The organism is Klebsiella electrica (assembly GCF_006711645.1).
GTDB lineage: Bacteria > Pseudomonadota > Gammaproteobacteria > Enterobacterales > Enterobacteriaceae > Klebsiella > Klebsiella electrica.
In genome coordinates, this window is record NZ_CP041247.1 from 3,483,668 (window position 1) to 3,505,942 (window position 22,275).

General features: G+C 54.2%; 19 protein-coding genes. 10 read left to right on the forward strand and 9 right to left on the reverse strand.

Annotation, left to right across the window (positions count from 1 at the left end; all coding sequences use genetic code 11):
• Positions 1–30: 30 nt before the first annotated feature.
• From Electrica_RS16705 to serC, 6 genes are all read right to left on the reverse strand, one after another.
• Positions 31–2,292, reverse strand: coding sequence for a ComEC family protein (locus tag Electrica_RS16705; protein WP_141964998.1), 2,262 nt, complete (start codon positions 2,290–2,292; stop codon positions 31–33).
• 210 nt (positions 2,293–2,502) lie between these two features.
• A complete protein-coding gene (gene ihfB, locus Electrica_RS16710) occupies positions 2,503–2,790 on the reverse strand; it encodes an integration host factor subunit beta (RefSeq protein ID WP_004100704.1) in 288 nt (95 codons plus the stop codon).
• A gap of 151 nt (positions 2,791–2,941) precedes the next feature.
• Positions 2,942–4,615 (reverse strand): 30S ribosomal protein S1, encoded by a 1,674-nt coding sequence (gene rpsA / locus Electrica_RS16715; protein WP_004860074.1) that lies wholly within the window; start codon positions 4,613–4,615, stop codon positions 2,942–2,944.
• Positions 4,616–4,728: 113 nt separating this feature from the next.
• Positions 4,729–5,412 (reverse strand): (d)CMP kinase, encoded by a 684-nt coding sequence (gene cmk / locus Electrica_RS16720; protein ID WP_131048329.1) that lies wholly within the window; start codon positions 5,410–5,412, stop codon positions 4,729–4,731.
• 206 nt (positions 5,413–5,618) lie between these two features.
• Positions 5,619–6,902, reverse strand: a complete 1,284-nt coding sequence (gene aroA / locus Electrica_RS16725; protein WP_141964999.1) for a 3-phosphoshikimate 1-carboxyvinyltransferase — start codon at positions 6,900–6,902, stop codon at positions 5,619–5,621.
• A 72-nt stretch (positions 6,903–6,974) separates the two neighbouring features.
• Complete coding sequence (gene serC, locus Electrica_RS16730) at positions 6,975–8,063, reverse strand: 3-phosphoserine/phosphohydroxythreonine transaminase (RefSeq protein WP_131048327.1); 1,089 nt, start codon at positions 8,061–8,063, stop codon at positions 6,975–6,977.
• A 613-nt stretch (positions 8,064–8,676) separates the two neighbouring features.
• On the opposite strand from serC, the gene ycaO reads away from it, so the two are divergent.
• From ycaO to pflA, 4 genes are all read left to right on the forward strand, one after another.
• Positions 8,677–10,437 carry a 30S ribosomal protein S12 methylthiotransferase accessory factor YcaO gene (gene ycaO / locus Electrica_RS16735; protein ID WP_131048326.1) on the forward strand — a complete coding sequence of 587 codons (1,761 nt, stop codon included), beginning with the start codon at positions 8,677–8,679 and terminating at the stop codon, positions 10,435–10,437.
• A gap of 384 nt (positions 10,438–10,821) precedes the next feature.
• Positions 10,822–11,679, forward strand: coding sequence for a formate transporter FocA (gene focA, locus Electrica_RS16740; protein ID WP_100685476.1), 858 nt, complete (start codon positions 10,822–10,824; stop codon positions 11,677–11,679).
• Between the two features lie 51 nt (positions 11,680–11,730).
• The gene (pflB, locus tag Electrica_RS16745) at positions 11,731–14,013 is read left to right on the forward strand and encodes a formate C-acetyltransferase (protein WP_141965000.1); all 2,283 of its coding nucleotides are present in this window, start codon (positions 11,731–11,733) and stop codon (positions 14,011–14,013) included.
• Positions 14,014–14,361: 348 nt separating this feature from the next.
• The gene (gene pflA, locus Electrica_RS16750) at positions 14,362–15,102 is read left to right on the forward strand and encodes a pyruvate formate lyase 1-activating protein (protein WP_131048325.1); all 741 of its coding nucleotides are present in this window, start codon (positions 14,362–14,364) and stop codon (positions 15,100–15,102) included.
• An 89-nt stretch (positions 15,103–15,191) separates the two neighbouring features.
• On the opposite strand, the gene Electrica_RS16755 is transcribed toward pflA, so the two are convergent.
• On the reverse strand, positions 15,192–16,040 hold the full coding sequence (locus Electrica_RS16755) for a MurR/RpiR family transcriptional regulator (RefSeq protein ID WP_131048324.1): 849 nt from the start codon (positions 16,038–16,040) through the stop codon (positions 15,192–15,194).
• Positions 16,041–16,162: 122 nt separating this feature from the next.
• Between Electrica_RS16755 and Electrica_RS16760 the strand changes: the two genes are divergently transcribed.
• The 5 genes from Electrica_RS16760 to Electrica_RS16780 are packed head-to-tail and all read left to right on the forward strand — an operon-like array spanning position 16,163 to position 19,935.
• Positions 16,163–16,438, forward strand: coding sequence for a PTS sugar transporter subunit IIB (locus Electrica_RS16760; RefSeq protein WP_131048323.1), 276 nt, complete (start codon positions 16,163–16,165; stop codon positions 16,436–16,438).
• Between the two features lie 17 nt (positions 16,439–16,455).
• On the forward strand, positions 16,456–17,721 hold the full coding sequence (locus Electrica_RS16765) for a PTS ascorbate transporter subunit IIC (RefSeq protein ID WP_095095648.1): 1,266 nt from the start codon (positions 16,456–16,458) through the stop codon (positions 17,719–17,721).
• Positions 17,722–17,733: 12 nt separating this feature from the next.
• Positions 17,734–18,531 carry a transketolase gene (locus tag Electrica_RS16770; protein ID WP_044352287.1) on the forward strand — a complete coding sequence of 266 codons (798 nt, stop codon included), beginning with the start codon at positions 17,734–17,736 and terminating at the stop codon, positions 18,529–18,531.
• On the forward strand, positions 18,531–19,442 hold the full coding sequence (locus tag Electrica_RS16775; RefSeq protein ID WP_141965001.1) for a transketolase family protein: 912 nt from the start codon (positions 18,531–18,533) through the stop codon (positions 19,440–19,442). Before Electrica_RS16770 ends, Electrica_RS16775 begins: the two co-directional genes overlap by 1 nt.
• Before the next feature lie 52 nt (positions 19,443–19,494).
• The gene (locus tag Electrica_RS16780; protein ID WP_141965002.1) at positions 19,495–19,935 is read left to right on the forward strand and encodes a PTS sugar transporter subunit IIA; all 441 of its coding nucleotides are present in this window, start codon (positions 19,495–19,497) and stop codon (positions 19,933–19,935) included.
• A gap of 56 nt (positions 19,936–19,991) precedes the next feature.
• Here the strand turns inward: Electrica_RS16780 and Electrica_RS16785 are convergent, their stop codons facing one another.
• Positions 19,992–21,140, reverse strand: coding sequence for an MFS transporter (locus tag Electrica_RS16785; RefSeq protein ID WP_100685472.1), 1,149 nt, complete (start codon positions 21,138–21,140; stop codon positions 19,992–19,994).
• Between Electrica_RS16785 and Electrica_RS28450 the strand changes: the two genes are divergently transcribed.
• On the forward strand, positions 21,139–21,453 hold the full coding sequence (locus Electrica_RS28450) for a hypothetical protein (RefSeq protein ID WP_167686245.1): 315 nt from the start codon (positions 21,139–21,141) through the stop codon (positions 21,451–21,453). The genes Electrica_RS16785 and Electrica_RS28450 overlap by 2 nt on opposite strands.
• Here Electrica_RS28450 and Electrica_RS16790 read toward each other — a convergent pair.
• A complete protein-coding gene (locus Electrica_RS16790; RefSeq protein ID WP_141965003.1) occupies positions 21,411–22,274 on the reverse strand; it encodes a dimethyl sulfoxide reductase anchor subunit family protein in 864 nt (287 codons plus the stop codon). The two genes, Electrica_RS28450 and Electrica_RS16790, sit on opposite strands and share 43 nt — an antisense overlap.
• Position 22,275 lies beyond the last annotated feature (1 nt).

Genomic DNA, 22,275 nt, shown 5'->3' on the forward strand with positions numbered 1-22,275 from the left:
AACCAGCTTATGTTGAAATAGCCGCATATTCTACCCGTTATCCACGGTCTCGCCAAACCACTGATGATACCAACGCGGTAAAAGTTGATCTCGTAAGCTTTGGATTTGCCAACCTTCTGGAGAAAAAATAACCGTAACTTGCCCCTGATGCGGCGTATCAAACCACCGATAGCCCTGCTGTCGGTAGCGCAGCGCCACTTTAGCCGCCGGCATCCGCCAGACATTATATCGCGAGGCTGAAGCCAGCGCCGCCGCGCCGCCGACCCGCTGCAATAATGCAACCGAAGAAGAGGTCTGACTCCCGTGGTGCGGAACCTGGATAAGTGTAGACGCAAGATGCTGCCAGTAGCGGCTCATCATTGCCCTTTCCGCCGGAATTTCAATATCTCCGGTCAACAGAACGCTCTGTTTTCCGTCATCAATACGGACCACGCAGGAGCGATTATTACCGGTCATGCTGGAGCCCACCAGCGGCCAGAGCACGCGAAAAGTCAATCCACGCCATTGCCAGCTTTCACCTCGCTGACAGGGAAGATGCCCCTGCCAGCCCAGCGGGCTGCGGATCCAGAGCCCGGGCCAGGCCTTCAGCAGCGAATTGAGGCCACCGCGGTGGTCAAGGTGCTCATGGCTCAACAACACGCCCTCCGGGCGCAGGTTATGCCAGCGTAGCCAGGGAATAATAATCTGCTGACCGCTATCGCCATCGGACCAGGCCAGTCCCGTATCATACAAGATTGCCGCCCCCTCCCGTTCGATGACCATGGCCAGCCCCTGTCCGACGTCCAGCATCGTGACCCGCCATTCATCTTTCACTTCGTGGCGCCAGAAAGGCCAGCTCAGCAGCACCGTGCTGCTGAGACAAAGTGCCGGTAGCGAACGCCAGGCGTGAAAACGCCACACCAGGAGTAGCAGCCAGGGCAATACGCTTAACGCCGCCCAGCGAAAATCCAGGCTGAGCCACCCCTGCGGCAGCAGACGCAAAAACCAGAATAATGCCGCCAGCAGACGGTCCGCCAGCCACCACACCGCCATTTCAACCACCGCAGGCCCGCTGAGATGCAGCAGCATCGCCAGCAGGATCAAGGGAACCACTGCGAAGGTGACCAACGGCACGGCAATCAGGTTTGCCCCCCAGGAAGTCAGGCTGATGCCGTGGAAAAGGAGAATCTGAATCGGCAATAGCAGAAACATCAGCCCAAGCTGCAGATGGCCTAACGCGAGCACTTCGCGCCATGGCCAGCTGGCGCGCAGCTGCAACGGTGCCATCTGGTACCAGAAAATCAACGTCGCGACGGCAAAGATAGACAGCCACAGACTATCAGACAACACCGCCAGCGGATCGGCGAATAAGATAGCGCCAATACAACAGAGCCAGATCTGCCAGGACGACCAGCGTTTGGCTGACAGCCGTAGGCCCGCCACGCAGATCAGGGCCACGCAGGTCCGCAGCGCAGGCGGCTGCATACCGGTCAGCCAGGCGTAAAATAGCGCGCAGGCCAGACCGACAAGTAGCGGCATTCTCCAGCCAATCCACCGGCACGGGAAAAAGAATTGCAGGCCGCGAACCACCAGTCCGCCGAGTATGGCGCCTAACGCAATATGCAACCCCGAGATCGCCATCAGATGCGATGTGCCGGTTTCCTGCATCAGCCGTTTGATATCCCCCGGGACAACCAGCCTCTCTCCCATGCCGAGCCCGAGTATCACCGATTGCCAGGAAAAAGCGTCAAGAGTGCGCGCCAGCGATGCCAGATAGCGTGCGCGGTAACTGCACGTCGGGTCCAGCGCTTCAGCCGACGTAAAGCGCCCGGTTAACGCACGATGTTGTGCCAGGGCAAAACGCTGGCCGTCAAAGCCCCCTTCGTTGAGCTGACTATGGACCGGGCGAAGACGAGCGGTCATCTTCCAGCGCTGCCCGGCACATGGCGGGTCGGGCAGCGCATTACCGTACAGAGTCACCGCTGGTGCCGGCCATAGTCTCTGCCCGTTTAAACGGAGAATATTTCCCTGATAGGTCATCTCTCCTTCGACTGCCGTCAACTGGATTTCAACCTGCCGGTTACCGCCGGGTAGCACCTGCATCGGCCACAGCACCTGACGCGCGCTCAGCACACCCCAGGCAAAAAACAGCATGGTCAACGCCAGGTAACGTGATGGACTCCAGCGGTAAAACGCTATCAGGATCGCGCCAGCGATAATCATCTGAACGGCGGGCAGCGTGGGCAGGTCGGGTAACAACAGCAGTGGGCAGATCCCGATAACCGCGCACCCGGCAAGCTGTGATAAACGCATGTCCCCCTCCCTGTTGACGGAGAGTATTGCGCGAAAGCGAAAGGTCGTCAGCGGTCGGCGGGCAGATGTGGATTGCGGCTTGCGCAAAACCTGCGATGTTGCTGCAAAACGGGGGCGCTACTGCGAGGCAGGGCAAACTGGGGGCATAAAAAAAGCACCGCAGAGGTGCTTTTTTTATCATCGGAGTACGTTGTCGCGGCTCTGCGCAACTTACTCTTCGTAAATATTGGCGCGGTCGCGTAATTCTTTCCCAGGCTTAAAGTGCGGAACGTACTTACCTTCCAGCTCAACTTTATCGCCAGTCTTCGGGTTACGCCCGGTGCGAGGAGCTCGATAATGCAAAGAGAAACTGCCGAAACCGCGGATTTCAATGCGCTCACCTTGAGCAAGCGTTGAGGCCATATGTTCCAGCATTTCTTTAACAGCATCTTCGACCGCTTTCGCGGGAATGTGAGATTGCTGGCTGGCAAGTCTTTCTATCAATTCTGACTTGGTCATTATTCCTCCGGTTTCCTTCAAGGCAAAATTAGCTAACTGCTTTAAACAAGGGCGGCCGTAGCCGCCCTTTGTGCTTGATTACAGGACGAATCCTGCAATCTGTCAAGTAAACTCGTCGTAATTCAGGTTGTTGTAACCTGAATGACTAAGATTACTCGCCTTTAGCTGCTTTGAAAGCTTCAGCCATTGCGTTGTTAGAGAAGTTTGCATCTTCCTGTTTGTTAACAGTTGCGATGGCATCTTTCTCATCAGCTTCGTCTTTAGCACGAACAGACAGGCTGATTGCGCGGTTTTTACGATCAACGCCGGTGAATTTAGCTTCAACGTCGTCGCCAACGCTCAGAACCAGAGTCGCATCTTCAACGCGGTCACGGGAAGCTTCAGAAGCGCGCAGGTAACCTTCAACGCCGTCAGCCAGTTCTACGGTTGCGCCTTTAGCGTCAACTGCAGTGACTTTACCGTTTACGATTGCGCCTTTCTTGTTCAGTGCAACCCAGTTGTTGAACGGATCTTCTGCGAGCTGTTTAACGCCCAGAGAGATACGCTCACGCTCTGCGTCAACCTGCAGAACAACTGCTGCGATTTCGTCGCCTTTTTTGTATTCACGAACTGCTTCTTCGCCTGCAACGTTCCAGGAGATGTCAGACAGGTGAACCAGGCCGTCGATGCCGCCGTCCAGGCCGATGAAGATACCGAAGTCAGTGATAGACTTGATTTTACCTTCAACACGGTCGCCCTTGTTGTGGGTTTCCGCAAACTGCTGCCACGGGTTGTTTTTGCACTGCTTCAGACCCAGGGAGATACGACGACGTTCTTCGTCGATATCCAGAACCATCACTTCCACTACGTCGCCAACGTTAACAACTTTGGACGGGTGGATGTTTTTGTTGGTCCAGTCCATTTCGGAAACGTGAACCAGGCCTTCAACGCCTTCTTCGATTTCAACGAAGCAGCCGTAGTCGGTCAGGTTGGTCACGCGACCGGTCAGTTTGGTACCTTCCGGATAACGCTTAGCGATAGCTACCCACGGATCTTCGCCCAGCTGTTTCAGGCCCAGAGATACACGAGTACGCTCGCGGTCGAACTTCAGCACTTTAACAGTGATTTCGTCGCCAACGTTTACGATTTCGCTCGGGTGCTTAACGCGTTTCCACGCCATGTCGGTGATGTGCAGCAGGCCGTCAACGCCGCCCAGATCAACGAATGCGCCGTAGTCAGTGAGGTTCTTAACGATACCTTTGACTTCCATGCCTTCCTGCAGGTTTTCCAGCAGCTGATCGCGTTCTGCGCTGTTTTCGGATTCGATAACGGCACGACGGGATACAACAACGTTGTTACGCTTCTGGTCAAGCTTGATAACTTTGAACTCAAGCTCTTTGCCTTCCAGGTGCAGAGTGTCGCGAACCGGACGAACGTCAACCAGGGAACCTGGCAGGAACGCGCGAATACCATTCAGCTCAACAGTGAAGCCACCTTTAACTTTGCCGTTGATAACACCGACTACAGTTTCAGCTTCTTCGTAAGCTTTTTCCAGCGTGATCCAAGCTTCGTGACGTTTAGCTTTTTCACGGGACAGCAGGGTTTCACCGAAGCCGTCTTCTACTGCATCCAGAGCAACGTCAACTTCGTCACCAACCTGGATTTCCAGCTCGCCCTGGGCGTTTTTGAACTGCTCTGCCGGAATGGCGGACTCAGATTTCAGACCGGCGTCAACCAGTACGATATCTTTGTCGATAGCAACAACAACACCACGAACGATGGAACCCGGACGGGTTTCGATTGTTTTTAAGGATTCTTCAAATAGTTGAGCAAAAGATTCAGTCATGTTTAATCTTCAGGTTTCATATTTAACGTCCACCTGGCTCCGTGCCGGATGGGGTTGTTTAACATACCCGCTAACACTCCATTGCTGCGGGGGTACTGCTAAATCGGTCGCGATTACGCGAGTGCCAGTTTTTGGCGCGCATATTGTAGCGCTTTTTCAATCACTTGCTCAATAGTTAAACTGGTTGAATCCAGAACTAATGCATCTTCTGCGGGAACAAGTGGGGCGACGGCGCGGTTACGATCGCGGTCATCGCGCTCTTTTATCTCGGATAAAAGGCGATCAAAGTTAACACTAAACCCCTTCTCCTGCAACTGAAGCATGCGACGCTGAGCACGTTCTTCCGAAGAGGCGTCAAGGAAAATTTTGACGGGGGCATCCGGGAAGACGACGGTTCCCATATCGCGTCCGTCGGCGATCAGACCCGGGACTTCACGGAATCCACGCTGGCGACGCAGCAACGCTTCACGCACGCGGGGAAACGCGGCGACTTTCGATGCGGTATTGGCCACTTCCTGGGTACGAATGGCGGCGCTGACGTCTTCGCCTTCAAGAATGATTTCCAGACTGCCGTCGGTGGAGATAAAACGCACGTCCAGGTGCGCCGCTAGCGGTACCAGCGCCTCTTCCGATCCGACATCAACATGATGATGCAGCGCCGCAAGAGCCAGAACGCGATAGATGGCCCCGGAATCCAGCAGATGCCAGCCCAGCGCTTCCGCCATTGCCTTGCACAAGGTGCCTTTACCTGCACCGCCAGGCCCATCAATGGTGATTACCGGAATATTTGCCGTCATCTTTTTCTCCTTCAGCAAGGCGCATAGAATGTAAACGCCGCGCATTATACGCATCTCTACGCCGGAAAGTGAGCATTGCTTGCAAATTACGGACTACCAGAAATGAAACGCAGAAGAATTGCGCAATTATAGCGGGCTGACGGAACGTCAGCCCGGAAGATGACAATATTTTACTTTTTCGTTTTACTTTTATGCGCAGGCGAACGTTACGCCAGCGTGCTGATCCGCGCCAGCTGCTCGAAGTAATCCGGGAAAGTTTTCGCCGTACATTTCGGGTCGAGAATGGTTACCGGCGTGTCGGAAAGCGCCACCAGCGAGAAGCACATTGCCATACGGTGATCGTTATAGGTGCCGATTTCAGCAAAGCGGAGCTTCGCAGGCGGGGTGATGCGAATGTAATCCTCCCCCTCTTCAACCTCTGCTCCCACTTTACGCAGCTCCGTCGCCATAGCAAACAGACGGTCGGTCTCTTTCACGCGCCAGTTATAAATGTTGCGCAGCGTGGTGGTGCCTTTTGCAAACAGAGCCGCGGTGGCGATAGTCATCGCCGCATCCGGAATATGGTTCATATCCATATCGATAGCGTTCAGTTCGCCATGCGTGCAGGCAATGAAATCCTCGCCCCAGGTGACGGTTGCGCCCATTTTTTCCAGTACGTCGGCAAAACGGATATCGCCCTGTACGCTGTTGCGGCCGATACCGGTGACTTTGACCGTCCCACCTTTGATGGCGCCGGCGGCAAGGAAATAAGAGGCTGAGGAAGCATCGCCTTCCACCAGGTAATCGCCCGGCGACTGGTACTGCTGATTGCCGCGGACGACAAAGCGTTGGTAGTTGTGGTTTTCAACATCAACGCCAAAGGTTTTCATCAGATGGAGCGTGATGTCGATATAGGGTTTAGACACCAGCTCGCCTTTAATGGCGATGGTCGTGTCCTGCGGTGCCAGCGGCGCAGCCATCAGCAGCGCGGTGAGGAACTGGCTGGAGACGCTGCCGTCCACTTCCACTTCGCCGCCGGTAAAGCCGCCGCGCAGGCGCAGAGGCGGATAATTTTCCTGCTCCAGATAATCAATCTGCGCGCCGCCCTGGCGCAGGGCGTCGACCAGATGGCCAATCGGGCGCTCTTTCATTCGCGGTTCGCCGGTCAGCACGATATCGTTGCTACCCAGACACAGCGCGGCCGCCAGCGGACGCATGGCGGTCCCTGCGTTACCCAGGAACAGCTCCAACGCGCTACCGACCAGCAGCGGCCCACCGTTGCCGGTCACTTCACAGCGGGTACGGTCAGCAGACAGAACGTAATGAACTCCCAGGGCGCTCAGGGCATTCAGCATATGGCGTACATCGTCGCTGTCCAGCAGGTTGGTCAGCACCGTGGTGCCACGGGCCAAAGCCGCCAGCAGCAAAGCGCGGTTAGAGACACTTTTTGACCCAGGCAGGTTCACGGTGCCATCGACTCGCGCAATGGGTTGTAACGTCAGGGATTCCATCAAACTAAACTCTCAAACAAACAGAATAAAAACCCCGCAGACCCGCTGCGGGGATGAAAAGCAGGAGGGTGATTAGCCGTGGCGGCGTTCAAAATCCTGCATAAAGTCGGTCAGTGCCTGCACGCCCGCCAGCGGCATCGCGTTATAGATAGAGGCACGCATGCCGCCCACTACGCGGTGGCCTTTCAGCGCATGCAGACCGGCGGCAAAGGACTCTTCAAGGAACAGTTTATCCAGCGCGCTATCGGCCAACTGGAACGGGACGTTCATGCGCGAGCGGTTCGCCGCAGCGACATCATTGCGATAGAAAGCGCTGTTATCGATGGTGCTATAGAGCAGGTCGGCTTTCTGCTGGTTGATTTTATCCATAGCGGCAACCCCGCCCTGCTCTTTCAGCCATTTAAACACCAGACCTGACAGGTACCAGGCAAATGTCGGCGGCGTGTTAAACATGGAGTCATTGGCGGACAGAATGGAGTAATCCAGAATCGATGGGCAGGCTACGCTGGCTTTACCCAGCAGATCTTCGCGCACAATAATCAGCGTCAGGCCAGCAGGACCGATGTTTTTCTGCGCGCCCGCGTAGATCACGCCATAGCGGCTAACATCAATTTCACGGGATAAAATCGTCGATGACAAATCCGCCGTGACGACCACATCGTCGCCAAAGTTTGGCGCTTCTTCAATGGCAATACCGTCAATGGTTTCGTTCGGGCAGTAGTGCAGGTAGGCAGCCCCCGGAGTCAGCTGCCATTCGCTCATCGGCTTAACCGCGCGCAGGCCGTCAACGGTGATTTTGGCGTCGATCACGTTCGGCGTGCAGTATTTATGCGCTTCTTTTACCGCACTGGCCGCCCAGTAGCCCGCATCGACGTAGTCGGCAACGGTTTTATCGCCAAGCAGGTTCAGCGGGATACCGGCAAACTGTCCGCGACCGCCGCCGTGGCAGAATAAAACTTTATAATTGGAAGGAATATTGAGCAGGGAGCGAAAATCCTGTTCCGCTTCTTCAGCCACCTTAATGAACTCTTTACCACGGTGGCTGATTTCCATCACCGACGTCCCCAAACCGTTCCAGTCGCACAGTTCCTTTTGCGCCAGTTTGAGTACTTCCGCCGGCAGCATTGCCGGGCCTGAACTGAAGTTATAGACCTGAGCCATTTCCCCTCACCACTTGCTATGTTATTTACCCGCGAACCGTCGCGGGCATAAGTTATTCCTGTGGCTATCGGTTTTATCATTCAGTGACACGCACCGCAATGGCTAAAACTGAGCGTCGGGAAAATGCGGCCTCGCTCACACAAAAGAATCTGCCAGCTTGACGTCATAAAACCGACATAATTGCTGTCAGGTGACGCTTTTCGCCCTGCTGGCCCGCGACCATTCTGCAGTTGCGCAGCGTGGAGATAATTGTTTATCCCCGGCGCGGAGCTTAAGAACTGCGCTACAACCTACGCCGGCATATTTATCGTCGCGCACAAGGGTGACGAGCTTGCGTTGTGGGGCGGCGGGAAAATGGCCAGACCGGCTTTGGCGTCCGGGTCCGATCATCGTAGAGAATGATTTGCCCGTGGGTTTCCGGCATAACCAACCGGACCTGTCCCGGCTGTTCAACACCGTTATCCGCAGCGCCATACGATGCCAGTCAAATGCCTGCATGGTTAACGCCTGCACAGTTATCAGAGGTCAGTACGGATAGCCAGACGATGAAGATAGCGCCGGTCATCTAAAAGCCGTATCATTGCGCGCTTTACGTACGATAAAAGTGATCGCCATGACTCAAACATTTATTCCCGGCAAAGATGCCGCCCTGGAAGATTCCATCGCTCGCTTCCAGCAGAAATTGCTCGACCTCGGATTTGATATTGAAGAGGCCTCATGGCTGAATCCCGTACCGCACGTATGGTCAGTACATATCCGTGATAAAGCGTGCTCGCTGTGTTTCACCAACGGCAAAGGGGCGACCAAAAAAGCGGCGCTGGCCTCCGCGCTTGGCGAATATTTCGAGCGTCTGTCCACCAACTACTTTTTTGCTGACTTTTGGTTGGGCGATACCCTCGCTAACGGAGCGTTCGTCCACTACCCCAATGAGAAATGGTTCCCGCTGACCGACGATGACGAGGTGCCGGAAGGTCTGCTGGATCCTCGTCTGCGCGCATTTTACGATCCTGACGATCAGTTGACCGCCAGCATGCTGGTCGATCTGCAGTCAGGCAATGACCAACGCGGCGTTTGCGGCCTGCCGTTCACCCGTCAGTCCGATGGCGAAACCGTCTATATCCCGATGAATATCGTCGGCAACCTGTATGTCTCTAACGGGATGTCTGCAGGCAATACGCCGAACGAAGCGCGCGTTCAGGCGCTGTCGGAAGTCTTCGAGCGTCATATCAAAAACCGCATCATCGCTGAAAGCATCAGCCTGCCAGAAATTCCGGCAGAGGTCATGGCGCGCTATCCGGGCGTGGTTGAATCCATTAATAAGCTGGAGGCCGAAGGTTTCCCGATTTTTGCTTACGATGGCTCGCTGGGCGGTAAATACCCGGTTATCTGCGTGGTGTTGTTTAACCCGACGAACGGAACCTGCTTCGCCTCTTTCGGCGCGCATCCGGACTTCGGCGTCGCCCTGGAACGTACCGTCACCGAACTGCTGCAGGGTCGTAGCCTGAAAGATCTCGATGTCTTTACGCCACCAACCTTCGATGACGAAGAAGTGGCTGAACACGCCAACCTTGAAACCCACTTTATCGATTCCAGCGGCCTGATCTCCTGGGATATGTTCAAACAGGATGCCGACTACCCGTTCGTCGACTGGAGCTTCTCCGGCACGACGGAAGAAGAGTTCGCCACCCTGATGGCTATCTTTAAAGCAGAAGATAAAGAAGTTTACATCGCCGATTATGAGCACCTGAGCGTCTACGCCTGCCGCATCATCGTTCCGGGAATGTCAGACATTTACCCGGCAGAAGATCTGTGGCTGGCCAATAACAGCATGGGCAGCCATCTGCGCGAAACTCTTCTCTCCCTGCCGGGCAGCGAATGGGATAAAGAAGATTATCTGGCGCTGATCGAACAGCTGGACGATGAAGGGAATGACGACTTTACCCGCGTGCGTGAGCTGCTGGGCCTGGCGACAGGCAAAGACAATGGCTGGTATACGCTGCGCATTGGTGAGCTGAAGGCGATGCTGGCGCTGGCCGGCGGCGATCTGGAGCAGGCGCTGATCTGGACGGAATGGACCATTGAATTCAATGCCTCAATCTTCAGTGCCGAGCGCGCGAACTACTACCGCTGCCTGCAGACGCTGCTGCTGCTCAGTCAGGAAGAAGAACGTCAGCCTCTGCAGTATCTGAATGCCTTTATCCGCATGTACGGTGCTGATGCGGTAGAAGCCGCCAGCGCGGCGATGAGCGGTGAAGCGCCGTTCTATGGTCTGCAGGCCGTAGATAGCGATCTGCAGGCTTTCCCGGCCCATCAGTCCTTACTGAAAGCCTATGAAAAACTGCAGCGGGCAAAAGCGGCATTCTGGGCTAAATAAGGCTTCATTTTACTGCCAGCCACATTATTCACGGGGTCGATAAGGACCCCGTTTTTCATCGTTAAATAGCCCTGCGGCTAATTTGTAGTTGCAACGTTAATTTACAGTAAACTTTTTTTACGCATCACTTTAGGATTGTTAATTTTAATAAAAAATACCCCATTTTAATTAACCGTCCGCAGCGGCCAAAATGAAAAAAATCAACATAATTTGTAAATTTTAAAATTTATTTTTTTAATTTAAAACATACACTTATCACCATAACAAGTAAAAACCACACATATCCAGGGCTTATAGTTCCGGTGGGATATGATCTACATCAAATTCCCTTCTATAATGCTTTGTTAGTATCTCACCGCCAACTTTTATAAAGAGAGAGTTAGTGTGAAAGCTGACAACCCTTTTGATCTTTTACTCCCTGCAGCCATGGCGAAAGTCGCCGAAGAAGCAGGTGTCTACAAAGCGACAAAGCACCCGATGAAGACGTTTTATCTGGCGATTACCGCTGGTGTTTTCATTTCCATCGCTTTTGTCTTCTATATTACGGCGACAACCGGCACTGCCGCGATGCCTTTCGGGATTGCTAAACTGATCGGAGGGATCTGCTTTTCACTCGGCCTGATTCTTTGCGTCATTTGCGGTGCCGACCTGTTTACCTCCACCGTTCTTATCGTCGTGGCGAAAGCCAGCGGACGAATTACCTGGGGTCAACTGGCAAGAAACTGGCTCAACGTCTATGTTGGTAACCTGATAGGCGCGCTGCTGTTTGTATTGCTGATGTGGTTATCTGGCGAGCATATGACCGCCAACGGAGCCTGGGGCCTTAACGTCCTGCAAACCGCCGACCACAAAATGCACCATACATTTATTGAAGCCGTGTGTCTGGGTATCCTGGCTAACCTGATGGTCTGTCTGGCGGTGTGGATGAGCTACTCCGGCCGCAGTTTGATGGATAAAGCCATGATTATGGTGCTCCCCGTAGCGATGTTTGTTGCCAGCGGCTTTGAGCACAGTATCGCTAACATGTTTATGATCCCGCTGGGTATCGTAATCCGCGACTTTGCAAGCCCGGAATTCTGGACCGCTATTGGTTCTGCTCCGGAAAATTTCTCTCACCTGACCGTGATGAACTTCATTACTGATAACCTGATTCCGGTAACTATCGGGAACATTATCGGCGGTGGTCTGCTGGTTGGGTTGACATACTGGGTCATTTACCTGCGTGGCGACGACCATCACTAAGGGCCGTTTCAGGCAGTAAATAAAAAATCCACTTAAGAAGGTAGGTGTTACATGTCCGAGCTTAATGAAAAGTTAGCCACAGCCTGGGAAGGTTTCGCGAAAGGTGACTGGCAGAAAGAAGTCAACGTACGTGACTTTATCCAGAAAAACTATACCCCGTATGAAGGCGACGAGTCCTTCCTGGCTGGCGCAACTGAAGCGACAACCAAGCTGTGGGACAACGTTATGGAAGGTGTTAAACAGGAAAACCGCACTCACGCGCCTGTTGACTTCGACACCGCCCTTGCCTCCACCATCACTTCTCATGACGCAGGCTACATCAACAAAGCTCTTGAGAAAATCGTTGGTCTGCAGACTGAAAAACCGCTGAAACGTGCGATTATCCCGTTCGGCGGCATCAAAATGGTTGAAGGTTCCTGCAAAGCGTACGATCGCGAACTGGACCCGATGCTGAAAAAAATCTTCACCGAATACCGCAAAACCCATAACCAGGGTGTATTCGATGTGTACACCAAAGACATTCTGAACTGCCGTAAGTCTGGCGTTCTGACAGGTCTGCCGGATGCGTATGGCCGTGGCCGTATCATCGGTGACTACCGTCGCGTTGCGCTGTACGGTATCGACTTCCTGATGAAAGACAAATACGCGCAGTTCCTGTCTCTGCAGTCTGACCTGGAAAACGGCGTAAACCTGGAAGCGACTATCCGTCTGCGTGAAGAGATCTCTGAACAGCACCGTGCTCTGGGTCAGATCAAAGAAATGGCAGCGAAATATGGCTGCGATATCTCTGGTCCGGCAACCAACGCACAGGAAGCTATCCAGTGGACCTACTTCGGCTACCTGGCCGCGGTTAAGTCTCAGAACGGCGCAGCAATGTCCTTCGGTCGCGTATCCACCTTCCTGGATGCCTACATCGAACGTGATATCAAAGCAGGAAAAATCACCGAACAAGACGCTCAGGAAATGATTGACCACCTGGTCATGAAACTGCGTATGGTTCGCTTCCTGCGTACTCCGGAATATGATGAACTGTTCTCCGGCGACCCGATTTGGGCAACGGAATCCATCGGTGGTATGGGCGTTGACGGCCGTACTCTGGTCACCAAAAACAGCTTCCGCTTCCTGAACACCCTGTACACCATGGGGCCTTCTCCGGAGCCGAACATCACCGTTCTGTGGTCTGAAAAACTGCCGCTGAACTTCAAGAAATTCGCCGCTAAAGTGTCTATCGATACCTCTTCTCTGCAGTATGAGAACGATGACCTGATGCGTCCGGACTTCAACAACGACGACTACGCTATCGCATGCTGCGTAAGCCCGATGGTTGTTGGTAAGCAAATGCAGTTCTTCGGTGCGCGTGCTAACCTCGCGAAAACCATGCTGTACGCTATCAACGGCGGCGTTGATGAAAAACTGAAAATGCAGGTGGGTCCGAAATCTGAACCTATCAAAGGCGACGTTCTGAACTTCGACGAAGTGATGGACCGTATGGATCACTTCATGGACTGGCTGGCTAAGCAGTATGTCACCGCGCTGAACGTTATCCACTACATGCACGACAAGTACAGCTACGAAGCCTCTCTGATGGCGCTGCATGACCGTGACGTCATTCGCACCATGGCATGTGGTATCGCAGGTCTGTCCGTTGCGGCTGACTCCCTGTCTGCTATCAAATATGCGAAAGTTAAACCGATTCGTGACGAAGACGGCCTGGCTGTTGACTTCGCAATCGAAGGCGAATACCCGCAGTTCGGTAACAACGATTCTCGCGTTGATGACATGGCGGTTGACCTGGTAGAACGTTTCATGAAGAAAATTCAGAAACTCACTACCTATCGCAACGCTATCCCGACTCAGTCCGTTCTGACCATCACCTCTAACGTGGTTTATGGTAAGAAAACCGGTAACACCCCTGACGGTCGTCGTGCCGGTGCGCCGTTCGGACCAGGTGCTAACCCGATGCACGGTCGTGACCAGAAAGGTGCGGTTGCCTCTCTGACCTCCGTGGCTAAACTGCCGTTTGCTTACGCGAAAGATGGTATTTCTTACACCTTCTCTATCGTGCCAAACGCGCTGGGTAAAGACGACGAAGTGCGTAAAACCAACCTTGCTGGCCTGATGGATGGTTACTTCCACCACGAAGCGTCTATCGAAGGCGGTCAGCACCTGAACGTCAACGTCATGAACCGCGAAATGCTGCTCGACGCGATGGAAAACCCGGAAAAATATCCGCAGCTGACCATCCGCGTATCTGGCTATGCAGTACGTTTTAACTCCCTGACTAAAGAACAGCAGCAGGACGTTATCACACGTACCTTCACTCAGACCATGTAATGGTTGTGACTGAAATCGCGATTTAAAAAGCGTACAATAAAGGCTCCACGCAAGTGGGGCCTTTTTAACACCCTCTCCACCCCAGTCTCTTTTGTCCGCTATCTATACTCTATGGATAACAGCCAAAACAGACTTAGAGCCTATCCCATCAGGCGTCATTGTCGCAGCCAGTTTGAACACGGACAGCGCGCAGCAACCGGAGCCTACACGTAGTACGTGAGGATTGTGAGCACTGCCCAGGTTCAAAATGGCAAGTAAAATAGCCTAATGGGACTGGCTCTTAAACACAGCCGGTTTGAGCTGTGCATCACAGGCCCCGGAAGGGCCGAATCTGGAGATATCACCGCAATGTCAACTATTGGTCGTATTCACTCCTTCGAATCCTGTGGCACTGTCGATGGGCCAGGGATTCGCTTTATCACCTTCTTCCAGGGCTGCCTGATGCGCTGCCTGTATTGCCACAACCGTGACACCTGGGATACCCACGGCGGAACCGAAGTCACCGTCGAAGACCTGATGAAAGAGGTCGTGACCTATCGCCACTTTATGAATGCTTCCGGCGGCGGCGTTACGGCATCGGGCGGTGAGGCGATTTTGCAGGCCGAGTTTGTGCGCGACTGGTTCCGCGCCTGCCACAAAGAAGGCATTCATACCTGCCTCGACACCAACGGCTTTGTCCGTCGCTACGACCCGGTTATTGACGAGCTGCTTGAAGTGACCGATCTGGTCATGCTCGACCTCAAACAGATGAATGATGAGATCCATCAGAATCTGGTTGGCGTCTCTAACCACCGTACGCTGGAGTTTGCCCGCTATTTATCGAATAAAAACATCAAAGTCTGGATTCGTTACGTGGTGGTTCCCGGCTGGTCTGACGATGATGACTCCGCGCACCGCCTCGGCGAGTTTACCCGCGATATGGGCAATGTCGAAAAAATCGAACTGCTCCCCTATCACGAGCTAGGCAAGCACAAATGGGTCGCGATGGGTGAAGAGTACAAGCTGGATGGCGTACACCCGCCGAAGAAAGAGACCATGGAGCGGGTCAAAGGCATCCTCGAGCAGTATGGTCATAAGGTGATGTACTAAGCCGACGGGCGGCGTGGCCAGCTAAGCAGAATTTTCCCCGGATAGCGGCGCAGAACGTCTTATCCGGGTGTAAAACGCTTCGGCAATCATTACGACATAAAGTATTGCGACAGCTTATTAGCCACGCTTTCAATCGAAAAAATGCGTTTCTGATGCGCCTTACGATATTCCGCATAGCGCTCATCCTGCTCCTCCAGCGCGCGAAGCATTCGATCGGCAACCATCATCGCTCCCGCAATTTCGGCAAATCCTGATTCACCTTCTCCCTGTAAAGCCACCGCGGCCTGCAGGTTCCAGTCCGATAAACGGGCCAGCGGCGTAAACGTGCCGCGGGTCAGCGACAATATTTTCACCCCTTGCTGCTTCGCCAGCGTCAAAGCCTGCATCATATCCGCCGAGGCCTGTTCGGTATGCACGACGATAATTCCCGTCTTTTGCCGATCGGTTGATATCGGGATCGCCGCCGGATAAGAGCGATCGACGAAGCTGGCAACTTTGCCCATGTTAATTAAATTCATTTGTAGAAACAGGGCAACGGGCACCGCCGTACCCACCGCATAAATAGCGATGTTATTCAGCGCATTCAGCCAAACCGCTGCGCTTTGCAGCTCCTGAGCATCGATAATGGTATTGCTATCGCGAATGCTCGCCAGCACCGGCGCAATATCGTCGTCATCGCCGCCTTCCGAGCGGGCAGCCCCCTGCTCAACCGCCAGTGCCGTTCTGAAATCTGAGAAACCTTTAAATCCAAACGCCCGACAAAAACGGGTGATACTGCCCTCGCTGGTATCAACAGAGTCGGCCAGTTCTGAAATCGTATGCCGCATCACAAAATCAGGATTTTCCGCAATAAAACGGCCCACTTTCTCCAGTATCGGGCTGAGTTCTGAAGACCCATTCCGTATGTTTATCAACAGGTTGTTATCTATCTGGCTCATTTTTTGCCTTTCTTGCTCAAAATGCAAACACAGTCACATCTTTCGTTTCGCACTAAAGATAATAATTATTATCTCACACAAACAAATAAAAATAATTATTTTTACAAACAGGAGAACATCTCATGAAAGGTCTCATCGTCTGTCGCACCGGTATGGGTAGTTCCTTAATGCTCAAAATAAAAGCACAAAAAATCATCGATAAACACGGCTGGGATATCGAACTGGAACACGACGTTCTCTCAGGTTTACGAACCTGGCGAGATATTGATTTCGTGATCACGATGCGCGATCTCACCGATGAAGTCGAAGCTGCCGGGTTTAACGCTATCGGTATCACCGACCTGATGAACAGTGAAGAAATGGAATCAGCGCTTATCCGCGTAATCCAGCACAACTAACCTCTCCCGGAGGCAATATGGATTTCCTCAGATTTATTGTATTCGACATTCTGGGCGTCACCCCACTTTTAGTTGGTTTTATCGCATTAATTGGCTTATTGATCCAACGAAAGCCCATTGAAAAAGTGCTCTCCGGGACTTTCAAAACCATTGTCGGCTTTCTGGTTTTTGCCGGTGGGGCCGGGCTGGCCGTGACCTCTCTCGGCAATTTTCAGACATTATTCAGCGATGGCTTTGGTCTGAAAGGCGTTATGCCACTGGCGGAAGCGCTGACCGGGCTGGCGCAAACTAAATTCGCGATGTGCGTCTCGCTCATTATGGTGATTGGTTTTGGCTGGAACCTGTTCTTTGCCCGCGTGACCCCTTTCAAATACATCTTTCTCACCGGACAGCATAATCTCTATCTCTCGGCCCTGCTGACCGTCACCTTGAAAGCGCTCGGCTATAGCGACATGACCACCATTATTGTCGGTTCAATCCTGCTGGGGCTGGCCGCCTGTCTGTACCCGGCAATTGCCCAGCCGTGGATGAGAAAAATCACCGGTAATGATGAAATTGCGATGGGGCACTACGTGACGCTGGCCTACGCGGCATCCGGATGGATCGGTTCAAAGGTGGGCGATCCTAAGCAGTCGACCGAAAAGCTGAACCTGCCCGGCTGGCTGGGGATCTTTAAAGATTACATCGTCTCCGTATCAATCTCGGTCAGTATTTTCTATTACATTGCGGCGCTCGCCGCCGGGAAAGAAGCGGTCACGGCGGCGGCTGGCGGAATGCACTGGCTGGTTTACCCTCTGTTCCAGTCGCTCACTTTCACCGCGTCTCTGTACATCATCATTACCGGGGTACGCCTGCTGCTGTCTGAAATTGTCCCGGCCTTCCTCGGCATTTCGGAGAAATTCATTCCCAACGCCAAACCCGCCCTCGATTGTCCGGTCGTTTTCCCGTATGCGCCAACCGCCACGGTACTGGGATTTATCTCTTCATTTGTTGGCGGGCTGGTGGTGATGGGCTTTCTGGCGATCCTCGGGCAAACCGTCATTATTCCGGTGGCGATCCCCTATTTCTTTATCGGCGCCACCGCGGCGGTATTTGGTAACGCTTCGGGCGGCTGGAAAGGAGCTATCGCCGGCAGCTTCGTCACCGGGATCCTGATCGGCATCGGTCCTGCTTTGATCTACCCCATCATGGAGTCCGTCGGCCTGTCGGGAACCAGCTTCCCGGAAACCGACTTTGTCGCCCTGGGCCTGGTTGTGTACTACATCGGCAAAATGCTGCCATAAGGAGGAAACAACATGAACATTGATGAACTGAAGTCCCATGCGCTCGCCGCTCGCCGCGATATTGTCACGATGATTTATGAGTCCGGCATTGGCCATCCGGGCGGCGCCTTATCGATAATCGATATCCTCACCTGGATCTATTATCAGGAGGTTGACCTGGCGGCCTCGCCCCGCGCGCGCGTCGTTATGAGCAAAGGGCACGCCGTTGCCGCGCAGTACGCCATGCTTTACCAAAAAGGGAAAATCGATCGCAGCGAGTTCAATACCTTCCGCCAGATCAACTCGCGCCTGCAGGGACACCCCAGCATAAAATCGCTGCCAGATGTCGACGCGACGACCGGTTTGCTCGGCCAGGGGCTATCCGTCGCCTTCGGTATGGCAGCCGCTAAAAAGCGGCGCGACGAGCCTCATCGGGTATTTGCCATCATCGGCGATGGCGAAATGCACGAAGGGCAAATCTGGGAAACCTTGCAGCAGGCCGGGCATATGAAAATGGATAATCTGGTCGCGATTATCGATTACAACGGCTTCTCTTCCCACGATCCGGTCAATGAGGTGGTTAATCTCGAGCCGCTGGCGGATAAGATCCGCAGCTTCGGCTGGCACGTGCTGGAGTTGCATAACGGTAATGATATGCACCAGGTGGCCGACACCCTGATGCTCTCCCGCCATCTGAAAGGCAAGCCCGTGGCCATCGTTGCCCATACCACCAAGGGCTCCGGCGTCAGCTATATGGAAAATAACGGCGACTGGCACTCAAAAACCCCGACCAACGAACAATACCAGCAGGCAATGGAGGAGTTACAGTGATGAAAGCACCGCGTGATGAGATCGGTAATGCACTGATTGCCCTGAAAGAAAAAGGCTACCCCATCGTCGCTATCGATAGTGACTTAGCCAGTTCAACCCGCACCGATCAGTTTCAGGCGCGCTACCCGGAGGCCTTCTTCGAAATGGGGATTGCGGAAGGTTCAGCGATGAGTTTTGCCGTGGGTCAGGCGCTTGAGGGCTATATCCCCTTCTATGTCAATTTTGCGATGTTTGTGACGGGGACGGCATGGACTCAACTGCGACAGGCCTGCTACGCCAAAGCCAACGTCAAGCTGGTAGGTAGCCATCCGGGAATGGATGACGGACCGGACGGCGCCTCGCACCACGCGCTGGAGGATCTTGCCCTGACCCGTGTGCTACCGGGACTGACGATCCTGACGCCGGCAGATGCCGAAGAAATAGCCGACGCCTTTGAGCAGGCGGCAAAAATCAAAGGCCCGGTTTATATCCGCGTGGCGCGTGAACCGATGCCGGTGCGCGATAAGAGCGTGATACCCCGGGTCACCGATATCGCGGCTATCGCCAGCAGCGGCAACGAGTTCGCCATTCTCTTTGAGGGCACGGTGCTGGAACAGGCCAGCGAAGGCTATGAAAAGCTGGTTGCCAGCGGCAAAAAAGGCAAGCTCATCCACGTGGCGACGCTCAAACCGTTTAACCAGCAGGAATTTTATGCGCTGGTAGAAGACTGCCCGCTGATCGCCACGCTGGAGAATCACACGGTAAACGGCGGCCTTGGCGGTCAGGTAGCCGAAACGATGGCCCAGGCGGCCCATCCGGCGCGCCTGACACGCCTGGGAACGCAGGATACCTTCACCGAGTCGGGAAACAGCCGGCAGCTCAAGGCAAAATACGGCATCTCCGGCGAGGCGCTGTATAACGCGCTTCGCTGACCGTCGCACGAGCCGGTCGCCCACTGACCGGCTCGCTATTTAAGGAGCCGACATGGATGAAAAATTATTTGCCGCTTGTCAGTACACCGCGCATAGTCTGGACTGGCGCGGCGCGATTAAGCTGGCCTGCCGTCCGCTGGCGCAGCAGGGGAAAATCAGCGCCGGCTATGCGGATGCCATCATCAGCGCTACCGAGAAAAATGGCCCCTGGTACATACTCACTCCGGAATTTGCCCTCCCGCACGCCCGCCCGGATGAAGGGGTTCTGGGCCCGCACAGCGTGCTCTCACTGGTTTGCTGCGCCGAAGCCGTGGCGTTTCCCGATCACCCCGATGTGCGCCTGATTATCGTCCTGGCCGCGGCCAATAGCGAACAGCATATTCAGATGATCCAGCGATTAGTCTGCTGGCTGGATGAGGGGGATCAGCTGCATCGGCTCACCAGGGTGGAGCATCAGAGCCAGCTTGATGCGCTCGTCGCTGGCGGCAAATAAATCAAAGGGGACAACGTCCCCTTTGATTATCACCATAGCGAAGGCCGGAAGAAAAATTACGCGTGCGCCACCGGCGTCGGATGATGGCCGGCTTTGCGCAGCAGCGTCAGCAGATAAATAAACGACACGCTGGCAATCATGATGAATAGCAGGTTGTCGGAAAAATTCTGCATCAGCATGGCGGTGAAGGTTGGCCCGAGCAAGCTGCCGATGGTATAGCTCATCAACAATGCCTGGTTCATGGCGACCAGCTGATGGCGCTCGACTTTCTCACAGGCCCAGGCCATTGCTACCGGGTACAGCGTGAAGCCCGATGCGCCAAGGATGAACAGCGCCGGAGCCATTGCCGCGCCGCTAAGCATGGCCAGGCAGCCTAAAATCACAATAAAAACCTGAACGCGCAATACCAGCAAGCGACCATAGCGGTCGGCCATACGGCCGATCGGCCACTGGCCCAGAATACCTGCGCTGACCATAACCGCCATCCAGAAACCGATGCCGGAGTCACTGACCCCCTGATGGTTCAACCACAGCGGCATCAATCCATACAGTGACCCGAGAACAATCCCGGAGATAATGCAGCCGTTCACGCCATGGCGGGCCTGACGCAGCTTGAGCATTGGCCAGATCCGCGCCGGCTCATGCTGTTCATCGCTTTGGTTCACTACGCGGGTAAACAGCATAGGCAGAATTGCAGCCAGCGTCAGCGCGGTCACCCACGGCAGAACGCTCATCAGCTCCGTCGGCAGCTTGCTGACCATCAGTTGGCCCAGCACGGTTCCCACATAGTAAACCATCATGTAGGCAGCCAGCAGACGACCGCGGCTACGCGACGTTCCGCTGCAAACCAGCGCGCTTTCGACCACGACCCAAATCATCGCGCAGCCAACGCCGGCGAGAAAGCGCCAGCTGAACCAGGTCCAGAAACCGAGGGTAATGCCAAGCCCGACGCAGCCCACGGCAAAGATCAGAGATGCAAGATAATAACTACGGTTAAATCCCAGACGCTTAATGACCCATCCTGCCAGCAACGTCCCCACCAGATTACCGGTAAAATAGGATGACCCCACCATACCGACCTGCCAGGTTGGCATATTTTCATGGGCGAGCCAAAGAGGGACGAGGGTATTTAAAACCGCAATCGCCAGCGTCAACAGAAGCAGGCCGCAGAGCAACATTTGCACCGGCCGGGTGTAGATGGACATGGATATAACCGTGAGGAAGTTTAGATTTCGTGCGCATCATGCCACCGCTAAAAACATTGTCAATCCACCAGAAATCAGGCAGGAGGCGGTTTCACGGGCAACGATAGAAGTTTTTCATCCAGCGGAGCGACAACAGAATTATTCTTTGTATTATTCCATTGTTTTTATTAATTTTTTGAAAAAAACGGCGGGAATATCAGTAGAAAAATTTCATGAAAAAACAGCACGTTTTTGTTGCGCCAGAACCGGGCGTCCTGGCGCAACGGATTATCAGTTGGCGATAGCCATACCGACCGTCATATGCAGACCGTAGAATATGCCCCGCCCTACCATCTCACCCACCAGTACCAGCACGAAGGCCAGACTTAGCAGCGGCACGGCGGGCTGATAGCCTTTGAGCAGCGGAACAACCCAGCATGCCACAGCCAGCACCAGCGCAACCACACGCCAGGCCATCAGTGAGCCATAATCCGGCACCAGCGCAGAAGCCTGCTGAACAGAACTGTGAATCGTCGACAGCTCGCTGCCTTGCATCAGGGCCACAATAATGCTGGCCACCAGCGCCAGCAGCGTGACTACCGGTAGCAGACGCATCGCCCAACCATCCACCCCGGCAACCCGCAGCAGCAGATAGCCCAGCAGCGGGCCGCCGATCAACAGCGTCAGGAAGAAGCTCAGTGGCGTCCAGACGGTATACCAGGTCGGTACGGTATCGATGGTGTTATACACACGCACCATCATCCAGACAAAGATAATACCCAGCACCATCGTCGCGACCAGCCAGAGACTGCGCAGCCCGGTCGACAGTTTCTTCACCACCGCCAGCAGCCAGCCAATGCCACCGACGGCGAAAAAGAGGGCGCCGCTGGCAATTTCGTTACTCAACGACGAAGCACCAACCCGGTTAAGCGAGTTAAAAGCCCGCATCGGCGACCCCAGGTGCAGGGTTGAGGCGATAAACCCAATCCCCATCAGCACCCATAAGCCAAACATGCTCAGCACTACGCGCTGCTGCTGCTCATGCGACAAACCGCCTTTCATCAGCGCCAGCGCCAGGACGATAAAACCACCCGCCACGCACTGTCCAAAGACCGTGAAGATCATCAGCGGCCATTCATGCCATCCACTTCCCATC